Source organism: Ruminococcus sp. SR1/5, from assembly GCF_000209835.1.
In the GTDB taxonomy this organism is placed as follows: Bacteria; Bacillota; Clostridia; order Lachnospirales; family Lachnospiraceae; genus Blautia_A; species Blautia_A fusiformis.
On record NC_021014.1, the window covers coordinates 119,171 to 131,834 of the forward strand.

Here is a 12,664-nt window from a genome sequence, read left to right on the forward strand (position 1 = left end):
GACAGCATCCCCTTCCGCGGCTGGTGCTTCCAGCGAGAAAAAATGTCGTTTGACGATAGGTTGTGGGTCGTCAGCGCTGCGCTGGACGACTGCAAGGGCTGAGTTTGCGCCTGTTTGCAGGGAGAGTTTGGGCATCGGCGCTGCGCTGGATGCTTGAAGGGATGTGGCATCGGCGCTGTGCTGAATGTTTGAGGGGATGTGAGCTGTGATGCTGCGCTGGATGCTTGAAGGGATGTAAGCTGTGATGCTGTGCTGGATGTTTGAGGGGATGTGAGCTGTGATGCTGTGCTGGATGCTTGAAGGGATGTGAGTTGTGATGCTGTGCTGGATGTTTGGAGGGGGTGGTGTGTGGGATGATTAGGGTGATTGTATGGGAATGTGTTGGAGATATTTTCGGTGAAGTTGACCTAAAAATATTACATATTGTGGCTAAAAATAGTTCTCGTCATTTTTAATAGAAAAAAGATGGTAATATTGTACAATATTAGGGGTTGCGATTTGTGTGTTGCGATGATATTATATTAAGCATAAAGAGCGTGTTCGGACACGCAAAGAGATTACATTGGGAAAATAAATCAAAAGGAGATCAAAACTATGATTAAAGTTGGTATTATCGGAGCAGGTAGAATTGGTAGAGTTCATATTACTAGTATTACAACAAGGGTGCCGGATGCGGTGATCAAGACGGTTGCAGATCCTTTCTTAAATGATGAGACTGCTGCATGGGCTAAGAGCATGGGTGTTGAGCACACGACTAAGGATTATAAGGAGATCATCAACGACCCTGAGATTTCCGCAGTTCTGATCTGTTCTTCTACAGATACTCATTCTCCGATTTCTGTAGAGGCTATCAAGGCTGGCAAGCATGTTTTCTGTGAGAAACCGATCGATCATGACATTGCCAAGATCAAAGAGGTTATCGATGCTCTTGAGGGCACAAATCTGAAATATCAGGTTGGTTTTAACAGAAGATTTGACCATAACTTTGAGTCTCTTCAGCAGGCTGTTGCAGCTGGTAAGGTTGGTAAACCGGAGATCATCAAGATCACTTCCCGCGATCCTGAGCCGCCTAGCATTGATTATGTTAAGGTTTCCGGTGGCATGTTCCTGGATATGACAATTCATGATTTCGATATGGTTCGTTATCTTGCAGGCTGCGATGCTACAGAGGTTTATGTTCAGAGCGCAAATCTGGTTGATCCGGCTATTGGTGAGGCTGGGGATGTTGATACAGCTGTTATCACTCTTCAGATGGAGAATGGTGCTATTGCTGTTATCGATAACTGCAGAAGAGCTTCTTATGGCTATGATCAGAGAGCTGAGGTTTTCGGTTCTGATGGTATGGCTGCTATTTCCAATGACAGCCAGTCTTCCACAGTGATCAGCAATGCTGAGGGTGTTACAGGTGAGAAGCCGATGTTCTTCTTCCTTGAGAGATACATGGACGCTTATGGTAAAGAGGTTGCAGCATTTATTGATGCGATCGTTAATGACAAAGAGACACCTCTTAATGTTTATGATGGTCTGAAACCGGTGTTAATGGGTCTTGCAGCTAAGAAATCCAGCGAGGAGCACAGACCGGTTAAGATTTCTGAGATTATGGAATAATTCAAATAAAAGGAGAATTGACCAATGTTTGATAAGAATAAAGTAAAGCTTGGTATTGCACCAATTGCATGGACAAATGATGATATGCCGGATCTTGGCAAAGAGAATACTTTTGAGCAGTGCGTCAGTGAGATGGCTCTTGCCGGTTTCACAGGCTCCGAGGTGGGTAACAAGTATCCGAAGGATCCTGAGGTTCTTAAGAAGGCTCTTGAGCTTCGTGGTGTTGAGATCTGTAACCAGTGGTTCTCAAGCTTCCTGATCACCAAACCGTTTGAGGAGGTTGAGAAGGAGTTCCGTGCACAGCTTGCTTTCCTGAAAGCTATGGGTGCGAAAGTGATCGGCGCATCTGAGCAGAGCCACAGTGTTCAGGGCCAGATGGATACTCCGATTTTCGGACATAAATATGAGATGAATGACGAAGAGTGGGATACCTTCTGCACAGGTATGAACAAGCTTGGTAAGATCGCAAAAGAGGAGTATGGTATTGCTCTTACTTTCCATCATCATATGGGTACTGTTGTACAGAGCCTTGCTGAGGTTGACCGTATGATGGAGAATACAGATCCTGAATATGTAAGTCTTCTTTTTGATACCGGTCACTTTACATACTGTGGAGAGGATCCTCTTGAGGTTGTAAAGAAATATGTTCACAGGATCAAACATGTTCATCTGAAGGATATCCGTCCGGAAGTTGTTGAGCAGGTTAAGAAAGAAAACATGAGCTTCCTTGCAGGCGTAAGAGCCGGTGCCTTCACGATTCCGGGAGATGGATGCATCAATTATGATCCGATCTTCAAGGTTCTCGAGGATGCAGGCTACGAAGGATATATGGTTGTTGAGGCTGAGCAGGATCCGGCTAAGGCTAATCCGCTTGAGTATGCGATCCGTGCAAGAAAATTCATTGCTGAGAAGACAGGCTTATAATTACGACAGGGAAATAGGTGCATGCTGATGTACAGTTAAGCGGAATAAAGATGTCCGCTTTGCATAGAAAAAGCGGTATCAGCCAGTAGTGCTTTGACACCGCTTTTTTCTGTAAGAAGATGCAAACAGTGTACGATAAACAGGACAGGAGGGCCGAATCATGGCACTTGTGAAAATGAAAGATCTGCTGAGACGTGCCGAAGAGAAAAATATTGGCTGCGGTGCTTTCAGTGTTGGTAATATGGAAATGGTAAGAGGTGCGATCCGTGCAGCAGAAGAACTGGATACTCCGATCATCCTTCAGATCGCGGAGGTGCGTTTGAAAAATTCTCCGCTTCACCTGATGGGACCGATGATGGTACAGGCTGCAAAGGAGGCTAAGGTGGATGTGGCTGTCCATCTGGATCATGGTCTTACTTTTGAGACGGTTGACAAGGCTCTGGAGCTTGGCTTTACATCGGTTATGCTGGATGCTTCTACGCTTCCTTTTGAAGAAAACATCGCCAGAGTAAAGGCCGTTGTGGAGAAAGCACGTAAATACGGCGCTACAGTTGAGGCTGAGCTGGGACTTGTGGGCGGAAGTGAGGATGGAAGTTGTGACCACGGTATCCGCTGCACAGATCCGGATGATGCGGTCGTTTACGCAAGAGAGACAGGTATTGATGCGCTTGCAGTTGCCATCGGGAATGCCCATGGTAATTATCCGGTAGCGCCGACGCTTGCTTTTGATGTATTGGAGAAGATCCATGAGAAAGTGGATATTCCACTGGTTCTTCATGGCGGCAGTGGTATCACTGATAAAGATTTCCAGAGGGCGATCTCTCTTGGCATCCGTAAGGTGAATATTGCCACAGCAAGCTTTAACAGCCTGACAGCTCATGTGGAGAAATATATGGAATCAACAGACAAGCATAATTTCTTTGACCTCAATGAGGCTATGGTCCAGGGTACTTACGAGAATGTGAAGAGACATATTCTTGTATTTAATGAGCCATATCAGGAGTAGGTCAAGGATTTTCTTGTAAAAAAGAAAAGGTCTGATAAGATGTTCTCAGTGAAAATAACTGGGAACATCTTTTTTGTGCCCATAAAAGAGGAGAGATAAAAATGGAACAGAAAGAGACTGTCTGTTCAGTTGCGAAGAAATGCGGCGGTTGCCGTTATCAGGGTGTATCCTACCAGGAGCAGCTTCGCAGGAAACAGAGAATTACAGAAGGCCTTCTGAAAAAATTCGGAAAAGTAGAGCCGATCATTGGAATGGAAGACCCCTATTATTACAGAAACAAAGTTCATGCAGCTTTTGGCCGTGACCGGAAGGGAAACGTAATTTCCGGGATTTATGAGGAGAAGAGTCATAGGATCGTTTCCGTAGATGACTGTATGATCGAAGATAAAAAAAGTCAGGAGATCATCCGTACCATACGTGGTATGCTGAAATCCTTTAAGATCAAGACCTATGATGAGGATACAGGATATGGACTTCTCCGCCATGTGCTTGTGCGGAGAGGCTTTTCCACAGGAGAGATCATGGTGGTATTAGTTACGGTTTCTCCAATATTTCCATCTAAGAATAACTTTGTAAAAGCTCTCCGTAAAGAGTACCCGGAGATCACTACGGTGGTTCTCAATGTCAATGACAGACAGACAAGCATGGTACTTGGAGACCGCAATATCGTACTTTACGGACCGGGATTCATCAAAGATCGACTTATGGGACTGACCTTCCGTATTTCTCCATCTTCTTTTTATCAGGTAAATCCTGTGCAGACAGAAGTACTTTACGGAAAGGCTATGGAGTTTGCGGCAATGACAGGAAAAGAGAGGGTGATCGATGCTTACTGCGGCACAGGTACTATCGGGATCATCGCTTCCGGGAATGCCAGGGATGTCATTGGTGTAGAACTGAACCGTGATGCTATCCGTGATGCCAGAATGAATGCTAGGGAAAACAAGATCCGTAATGTTCGTTTTGTTCCGGGAGATGCAGGATGGTTTATGGAAGGAATGGCAGCAGAGGGAGAGAAGGTGGAGGTTGTTCTCATGGATCCGCCACGTTCCGGAAGTGACCGTAAATTCCTTCACTCCCTTTTGACTCTTTCACCGGAAAAAATTGTTTATGTATCCTGCAACCCGGAAACCCTAGCAAGAGATCTTGCCTGCCTTACTAAGAGAGATTACCTGGTAAAGAAGATGCAGCCGGTTGATATGTTCCCGCTCACCGATTCAGTGGAGGTTGTTTGCCTTCTGGAGAATCGTAGGACCAGACCGGGAAGAGCTTAGATTTTTGGCAGCTCACAGTGATATGCGATGCCAAGGGGCGTAACAAGAAGCGGATGGACCGGACGGTATACCGGAAGCTTCAGCCTCTTTTCAAAAACGGTAGTAAATTCCTTAAACATGGAAGAACCGCCAACTACATAAACAGCCGGAACCTGATAGCCCTTTAGAAATTTCTCGGTGATCACAGCCATTTTTTCTACAGTGGCCTTGATCACAGGGAAAATTTCGTCTTCTTTTTCCGGAGTAGTTTTCAATACTTCGGCTTCCTCATAAGGGATTTTATAGTGACCGGCGACTGTCATGGTCATATGGCTGCCGCCAGTAGCCTCATCATCGGTGTAGATAACTTTTCCGTCTTTCAGGATGCTGATACCGGTTGTGCCGCCACCCACATCCACAACAGCACCGTCTGTGATCTTAAGGACAGCAGCTGCGGCAGTAGGCTCGTCCACGATATTTGTAACCTCGAAACCGGCACCCTCCAGAACATAGCCGATGCTTTTGACACTGCCTTCAGAAACTCCCGGAGGGATGGCAGCAGCACCGTAAGTAAGTTCTGTGCCAAGCCTTTCCTCCAGCTCATTTTTAAGTTTTGTCACAAGCTGGACAGATTCATAGTAATTGACGATCACTCCATCCTGGATCGCATGGGATGGTGCGGAAATTCCGGCTATGGGACGGTTATTCCGGTCGACAACGGCAAGAACGGTATTGGCAGTACCAAGGTCGATACCTGTCTTCAGACGACCGCGGAATTTTTTACATTCACCTGTTTCTACAAGTTCTGCAAAATTGGACAAAGTTCTGTTTTTTAATTCCATTCAAAATACTCCATTTCTTTCAGACAGGGACAAAAAGAATTTTGCCCCTGATATAAATTCTAATAATTGCGGCCGGTAAAGATGGCAACGGATCTGGGCCGCATGCAGAAATCGTGTTCAATGCGTGGCTCCTGGCCTTTTTCGTAGAAATAACGGCCATTTCCGTCACCGAACGTGTTGACACAGAGATACCATGCACCGGGACGGGCAAGCTCCGGAAGTGTGACCGTTACGTCCTCCCAGTATGCGTTGATCACAATGTAGATCAGGTCATCAGTGCCTTTGCTCTTATCATAGCCTGCAAAGCTTACAGCGAAGGTGTGGGCATCTCTTGGAATGGTCACATCCCTTGCGTCAATGTTATGAGTGTGGATATTTTCCATACCGCATACTGCGTTGGGAAGCTTCCGGGAGATAACAGGGTGGTCTTTACGGAACCGGATCATAAATTTGAAAAATTCAAAAAGATCGTGATTTTTCTCCAGAAGCTTCCAGTTGATCCATGAGGTTTCGTTATCCTGACAGTAGGTATTGTTATTTCCGTGTTTTGTGTTTCCGAATTCATCACCTGCAAGGAACATCGGGGTTCCGCGGCTGGACATCAGTACAGCACAGGCATTTCGTATCATGCGGAAGCGGAGGGAGAGCACTTCGGGGTTGGTGGAATCGCCCTCTTCTCCACAGTTCCAGCTGCGGTTATCGTTGGAACCGTCGGTGTTATTCCAGCCGTTTGCTTCGTTGTGTTTTTCATTGTAGGAATAAAGATCATACATGGTGAAGCCATCGTGGCAGGTAAGGAAATTGACACAGGAATTGTATCCTGCATAATTGTCATTATGATCAGAATAAAAGCCTCCGTACAGATCACCGGAACCGGAAATACTCCATGCAGCGTCCCAGGCATTCCAGAAATCTCCCTTCAGGAAGGAACGGAGGCAGTCACGGTAACGGCCATTCCATTCAGCCCATCTGCGGCTGGCAGGGAAAGAACCAACCTGATACAGCCCGCCGGCATCCCAGGCTTCTGCGATCAGTTTGACATTTCTAAGGACCGGATCGTAAGCAAGGAGTTCCAGAAGGGGCGGATTGTTAAGTGGAGAACCGTCCTCATGGCGTCCGAGAATGCTGGCAAGATCGAAGCGGAAGCCGTCCACACGGTAGTTGATGGTCCAGTAACGTAAGCATTCAAGGATCATCTGACGTACAATGGGATGGTTACAGTTCAGAGTATTTCCACATCCGCTGAAATTGTAGTAATTTCCCTCTGGAGTCAGCATATAATAAACCTTATTGTCAAAGCCCTTAAAGCAGAAGGTTTTTCCCAGCTCGTTTCCTTCGGCGGTATGATTGAATACAACATCAAGAATTACTTCGATGCCATTTTCGTGGAGCTCACGGATCAGCTCTTTCAGCTCAGTTCCCTCACAGTTATGCTCCGGCTTGGAAGCATAGCTGGTGTTTGGAGAAAAGAAGTTGACAGAATTGTATCCCCAGTATTCCAGAAGCCGTTTGCCATTTACAGTACGGGCATTCATATTCTCGTCGAACTCGAAGATCGGCATCAGCTCTACGGCGTTGATCCCCAGTTCCTTGAGATAAGGGATCTTTTCACGAAGACCGGCAAAGGTTCCCGGGTGCATAACACCGGAAGAAGAATCCTGTGTAAAGCCGCGGACGTGAAGCTCATAGATGATCAGGTCACTGATCTTACGGGTGGACTGCGGTATGTCTTCCCAGTCAAAGGAATCACGTACCACACGGGCATGATAGCTTCCGATCTTTTGCTGGCCCCATTCACGCTGACCGGCAACGGCTTTGGCATAAGGATCAAGAAGAACCTTTGTCTTATCGAAGATGTGACCCTTTTCCGGTTCGTAAGGACCGTCAATGCGGTAGCCGTACTCCAGATCTTCGATGTCCAGTCCCATGACGATCATGGAGTAGACATCACCGATACGACAGGCATTGGGAAAAGGAAGGACTGCGAAGGGTTCCTCTTCTCCGGAGTGGAAAAGAAGAAGCTCGCAGGATGTACCGTGGCGGGTATGTGCGGTAAAGTTGACTCCGTTGGAAAGAGGAGTAGCGCCATTTAATTCAAAAAACCCGGGACGTACAGGAAATCCCGCAATAATATCTGTGGGCCGGGATGTCAGTGTATTCTCAGAGAGCATAGTCTGATTCTGTGTTTTCATTTCCGGTATCCTCCTTGGTGAAAATTTTTTTACAAACAAAAATATTATAACTGATTTTCAGAAAAAGTACAGGCTGGGTTGTTGAGAACAAAGTGAACAGCAGCATTCCAATAACGCGGGAACCTTCGGGAAAATCTTCTTGAGGTTTTTGACGGGAAGGCTTACAATATGAACCAGAAACTTTGAAAATGTAAGGAAAGGAATAATAGCAGTATGAATGAAGAAACACTGGAGATTTCTTTTGACCAGATAGAGAAAGAACGGGGGAAATATCTTCTGATAGATACCCGTGATAAAGTAACTGTAGAATATGGAATGATCCCGGGAGCAATCTCTGTTCCGGAACAGGAACTGGAAGAGCGGGCAGAAGAACTGAGGGGGGATAAGATACCGGTCCTTTACTGTACAAGAGGGCTTTTCAGCCAGGAGGGTGCAGAGATGCTCCGGGAAAAAGGAATTCCCGCACTGAGCCTGAAAGGTGGATATACAGGATGGCTTTTTCAGCAGATGCAGAAAGAATCCGGTAAAGAGAACAGTGAAGAAGAGGAAAATGATGCAATGGAACAGCGGCGGAAGGATATCGAGCTGAGTATCCGCAAAAAGTTCCATAAGCAGCTGTTTTCCAGATTTGCCAGGGGAATCAACGATTATGAGCTGGTGAAGCCGGGAGATAAGATAGCAGTCTGTATTTCCGGTGGTAAGGATTCCATGCTGATGGCCAAACTGTTCCAGGAACTGAAGCGTCATAACAAGTTTCCCTTTGAACTGGTGTTTCTTGTGATGGATCCGGGATATAATGAGGCAAACCGTGCGGTGATCGAGCACAATGCCAGGCTTCTCGGGATTCCGATCACAGTGTTTGAGACTGAGATCTTCGATGCGGTTTATAATATAGAAAAATCCCCATGCTATCTCTGTGCCCGTATGAGAAGGGGCTATCTTTACAGCAAGGCAAAGGAGCTTGGCTGCAACAAGATCGCTCTTGGACATCACTATGATGATGTGATCGAGACGATCCTGATGGGAATGCTTTACGGAGCGCAGGTACAGACTATGATGCCGAAGCTCCATAGTACAAATTTTGAGGGAATGCAGCTGATCCGTCCTATGTATCTGATCCGGGAGGCAGATATCAAACACTGGAGAGATTATAATGACCTTCATTTTATCCAGTGTGCATGTAAATTTACCGATACCTGTACTACCTGCCGTACAGATGGTACCAGTGTTTCCAAGAGAATGGAGATCAAGAATCTGATTGCAGAACTTAAGAAGGTAAATCCACATGTAGAAAGTAATATTTTCCGAAGTGTGGAAAATGTTAATCTTCATACAGTTATCGCATACAAAAAGATGGAGTGAAACATTCTTTTCTGGAAGGGTATGAGGACTGACAGATATAAATAAAAGCTGCTCAGGCGTTAGCCCGGGCAGCTTTTACTTTTTCCCGCTGTTTGGTAAGATCATAATATTCATCAGAGATGATCCCGCGACTGGAAAGTGCTTCGTAGGTTTTCTGCTGTGCGGGGGTCATCTTCATTCCGATCGTGGAATTGACATCGGTCAGTACGCAGCTTGTTTTTTCTACCAGCCAGAAAAGTGCGGAATCATCATCGGGGATCATTTTCCAGATTTCGTTTTCTGTATATGGAAGAAGGGACATGAGAGTTTTTAAGTGTCCATCCTGGATCAGACGGTAATCCCCGTCCGGCATGATGATGCCATCGCCATAGAGTTCTTTTTTCTGTTCCATTTTCTGCAGAAGTTTTTCTGTGAGTTTCATGATCGGCTCCTTGATCTTTATTATTTCAACAGTTTTCAGGCACTGCTTTTTTATGAAGTTAAAAAAATAACAATCAGCGTCTATTGTATGAAGCGGCGACAAAAATGTCAAGAGGTTAAAAAGATTTTCGATGCTTATGAATGATTTTTGTTGTGCAATTTGTTTGCTTTTGTGAGGCTAAAGGTTAAAATTATGTAAAAATTATCGTAAAATAAGATCTTCTGTGGTATAATATGAATATTCAAAAAATTCAAGGAAGGACGATGCAGATGTTGAAAAACTGGAACCCGGAACAGATTCCGGAAAAAGAGGATATCAAAGTGCGTTTAAGCGCTGCAAGAACCAGATTATATGAATTGCAGATGGCTCTGAAAGAGCATAAGATTCCGGTGATCGTGCTGTTTGAAGGCTGGGGAGCTTCCGGAAAAGGAAGTACCATAAGTAAGGTGATCAAGAATATCGATCCTCGTTTCTTCAAAGTTGCGACTATGTCAGCACCTACAGAGGAAGACCTTCGGAAACCATTTCTTTACCGATATTTCAGGGAAATCCCGGAAGCGGGCAAGTTTACATTCCTGGATTCAGGATGGATGGATCAGACCTGTCGTGAACGTATGGATAAAAAGCTGAAGGGTGACAATTATTCAAAACGGATTGACAGTATCCGGAGATTTGAACGTCAGCTGACGGATAATGGATATGTACTCCTGAAATTTTTTATGCAGATCGACCGGAAAGAACAGGAAAAACGTATGGGCATCCTTCTGGAAAGCAAGGATACCAGATGGAGAGTCAATGAATATGATCTCTGGCAGAATGATCATTATAAGAAGTGCAGAAAGATTTTCGACCAGTATATGCAGGATACCAATACATCTGCGGCTCCATGGTATATTGTCGATGCCGGTGACCGGAAGTGGGCAGAACTGCAGGTACTGGAAACCATGATCAGCAATATAGAGGTTGCCATGGAAAACAGCAAACATGCAGTGCCGATCCTGCAGAATGTTTTTCCTCTGGTGGAGATGCCCAGATTAAGCGAGATTCCTCTGGATGGAAAAGAAGTGGGGGATGAAGAGTACAAGGCAGAGCTTAAGGAACTGCAGGCAAAGCTTGGAAGTCTGCATAACCGTCTTTACCGAAAAAGAGTGCCTGTGATCATCACCTATGAAGGCTGGGATGCTGCCGGAAAGGGAGGAAATATCAAGAGGATCACGGAGGCTCTTGATCCCCGTGGATTTGAGGTACATCCTATCGCAAGTCCGGAGCCTCATGAAAAAGCCCGTCATTATCTGTGGCGTTTCTGGACAAGGCTTCCCAAGGATGGTCACATTGCCATCTTTGACCGGACGTGGTACGGAAGAGTGATGGTAGAACGTCTGGAGGGCTTCTGCAGCGAGAATGACTGGAGACGTGCCTACAATGAGATCAATGAATTTGAGAAGGAGCTTTCTGACTGGGGCGCTGTGATCGTGAAATTCTGGGTCCACATTGATAAGGACACCCAGCTTGCCAGGTTCAACGACCGCCAGAGCAATCCGGAAAAACAGTGGAAGATCACGGATGAGGACTGGAGAAACCGTGAAAAATGGGATCAGTATGAAACAGCAGTAGATGAGATGCTTCAGAAAACCAGTACTGCTTATGCACCATGGCACATTCTGGAATCCGTAGATAAGAAATATGCAAGGCTGAAGGCGCTTCGGATCGTGATCGAAGAAATTGAGAAAGCGCTGAAATAAGAGATAAAAGCTGCGGCAGGATAACAGATATTCTGCTGCAGCTTTTTGTCTGAAGAGAGATGAATCAATTCCGGAGATAGTTTCGCATACTGCGAAGAGCATGTTTTTCCAGTCGGCTGACCTGAGCCTGGGAGATACCAATCTCATCAGCTACCTCCATTTGGGTTTTTCCCTCGTAGAAGCGGAGATCGATAATGTGACGTTCACGCTCTCCAAGCCGGTTCATGGCATCTCGAAGAGAAATATCCTCCACCCAGTTTTCTTCCAGGTTCTTTTTATCACTGATCTGATCCATAACATATAGGGTATCTCCGCCTTCGGAATACACGGGCTCAAAAAGGCTTACCGGGCTCTGGATCGCATCCATGGCATAGACGATCATTTCCTTGTCGATACCGATCTCATCAGCGATTTCTGCAATGGTAGGCTCTTTGAGATGCTGCCGCATATAGTTTTCCCGGGTATAGATGGTTTTGTAAGCGATATCCCGCAGAGAACGGCTGACCCGTATGCTGTTGTTATCACGGAGATATCTTCGGATCTCTCCGATGATCATGGGAACTGCATAGGTGGAAAATTTTACCTGAAGAGTGGTGTCGAAATTATCGATCGCTTTGATCAGGCCGATGCAGCCGATCTGAAAAAGGTCATCCGGATTTTCACTGCTGTTCTGAAAACGCCGGATCACGCTTAAAACAAGCCGCAGATTGCCTTTGATGTACAATTCCCTGGCTTCTTCATCGCCAGCTTTGATTCTTTTAAAGAGCTCCGCCTTTTCTTCCTGATCGAGAACGGGAAGGGTTGAGGTATTTACTCCGCAGATTTCAACTTTATTCAGTGCCATCTTAGAATCCTCCTTGTCTTGTCAGTACATTAAGATGATTCTCAGAGGGCGGTTGAAATATACTTTTTCAGGGAAAATATAAAAATAAAGGGCCTTGACAATAAGGAGGTATTTATTCTCCGGACAGCAGTTTTTCATTACGGAAATCAACAAGGATGATATCTTCGCCGATCTGGCGGATGCAGTCCCATGGAATGGAATATTCATTTTCTTTGGAAAAACACCAGCAAAATTTTCCCGGTTCCGGCATGATCAGGGCTTTCAGACGTGCGGTTTCACAGCAGAATTCCACATCAAGAGGGCAGCCAAGACTGCGGCAGGTATGGATATTGATCACTTCTTTTTGTTTCAGCTCACAGATGCGCATAAATTCATCACCTGGTATGATTTTATGGAAAATCTGTAAAATTTATGCAAGTCCGATTATTGACACATTATGTGCATTTATTTTATAATAAAAACGAATTTAG

Annotated in this window: 11 protein-coding genes; 6 read left to right on the top strand and 5 right to left on the bottom strand. The window is 45.5% G+C overall.

What is annotated here, in order from left to right; translation table 11 throughout:
* The first annotated feature begins 594 nt into the window (after positions 1 to 594).
* The 4 genes from iolG to rlmD all read left to right on the top strand — a co-directional run bounded on the left by iolG (position 595) and on the right by rlmD (position 4,812).
* Positions 595 to 1,608: an inositol 2-dehydrogenase gene (gene iolG / locus CK1_RS00600; RefSeq protein WP_015524414.1), complete on the top strand. Its 1,014-nt coding sequence runs from the start codon at positions 595 to 597 to the stop codon at positions 1,606 to 1,608.
* Positions 1,609 to 1,632: 24 nt separating this feature from the next.
* Positions 1,633 to 2,532, top strand: a complete 900-nt coding sequence (gene iolE, locus CK1_RS00605; RefSeq protein ID WP_015524415.1) for a myo-inosose-2 dehydratase — start codon at positions 1,633 to 1,635, stop codon at positions 2,530 to 2,532.
* A gap of 160 nt (positions 2,533 to 2,692) precedes the next feature.
* A complete protein-coding gene (locus tag CK1_RS00610) occupies positions 2,693 to 3,538 on the top strand; it encodes a class II fructose-bisphosphate aldolase (RefSeq protein ID WP_015524416.1) in 846 nt (281 codons plus the stop codon).
* Positions 3,539 to 3,639: 101 nt separating this feature from the next.
* Entirely contained in the window at positions 3,640 to 4,812 is a 1,173-nt protein-coding gene (rlmD, locus tag CK1_RS00615; RefSeq protein ID WP_015524417.1) for a 23S rRNA (uracil(1939)-C(5))-methyltransferase RlmD, read from the top strand.
* Here rlmD and eutJ read toward each other — a convergent pair.
* Both eutJ and CK1_RS00625 read right to left on the bottom strand, forming a co-directional pair.
* Positions 4,809 to 5,633, bottom strand: a complete 825-nt coding sequence (eutJ, locus tag CK1_RS00620) for an ethanolamine utilization protein EutJ (RefSeq protein WP_015524418.1) — start codon at positions 5,631 to 5,633, stop codon at positions 4,809 to 4,811. The genes rlmD and eutJ overlap by 4 nt on opposite strands.
* Before the next feature lie 59 nt (positions 5,634 to 5,692).
* Complete coding sequence (locus tag CK1_RS00625) at positions 5,693 to 7,825, bottom strand: glycogen debranching protein (RefSeq protein ID WP_015524419.1); 2,133 nt, start codon at positions 7,823 to 7,825, stop codon at positions 5,693 to 5,695.
* Positions 7,826 to 8,038: 213 nt separating this feature from the next.
* On the opposite strand from CK1_RS00625, the gene CK1_RS00630 reads away from it, so the two are divergent.
* On the top strand, positions 8,039 to 9,187 hold the full coding sequence (locus tag CK1_RS00630) for a PP-loop family protein (protein ID WP_015524420.1): 1,149 nt from the start codon (positions 8,039 to 8,041) through the stop codon (positions 9,185 to 9,187).
* Between the two features lie 52 nt (positions 9,188 to 9,239).
* Here the strand turns inward: CK1_RS00630 and CK1_RS00635 are convergent, their stop codons facing one another.
* Positions 9,240 to 9,608, bottom strand: a complete 369-nt coding sequence (locus tag CK1_RS00635) for a hypothetical protein (protein ID WP_015524421.1) — start codon at positions 9,606 to 9,608, stop codon at positions 9,240 to 9,242.
* Positions 9,609 to 9,877: 269 nt separating this feature from the next.
* Here CK1_RS00635 and pap point away from each other — a divergent pair, with 269 nt between their 5' ends.
* Positions 9,878 to 11,350: a polyphosphate:AMP phosphotransferase gene (gene pap, locus CK1_RS00640; protein ID WP_118752541.1), complete on the top strand. Its 1,473-nt coding sequence runs from the start codon at positions 9,878 to 9,880 to the stop codon at positions 11,348 to 11,350.
* Positions 11,351 to 11,414: 64 nt separating this feature from the next.
* Here the strand turns inward: pap and sigG are convergent, their stop codons facing one another.
* Together sigG and CK1_RS00650 are read right to left on the bottom strand one after the other, a co-directional pair.
* On the bottom strand, positions 11,415 to 12,194 hold the full coding sequence (gene sigG / locus CK1_RS00645) for an RNA polymerase sporulation sigma factor SigG (RefSeq protein ID WP_015524423.1): 780 nt from the start codon (positions 12,192 to 12,194) through the stop codon (positions 11,415 to 11,417).
* Between the two features lie 112 nt (positions 12,195 to 12,306).
* On the bottom strand, positions 12,307 to 12,561 hold the full coding sequence (locus tag CK1_RS00650) for a YlmC/YmxH family sporulation protein (protein WP_015524424.1): 255 nt from the start codon (positions 12,559 to 12,561) through the stop codon (positions 12,307 to 12,309).
* Positions 12,562 to 12,664 lie beyond the last annotated feature (103 nt).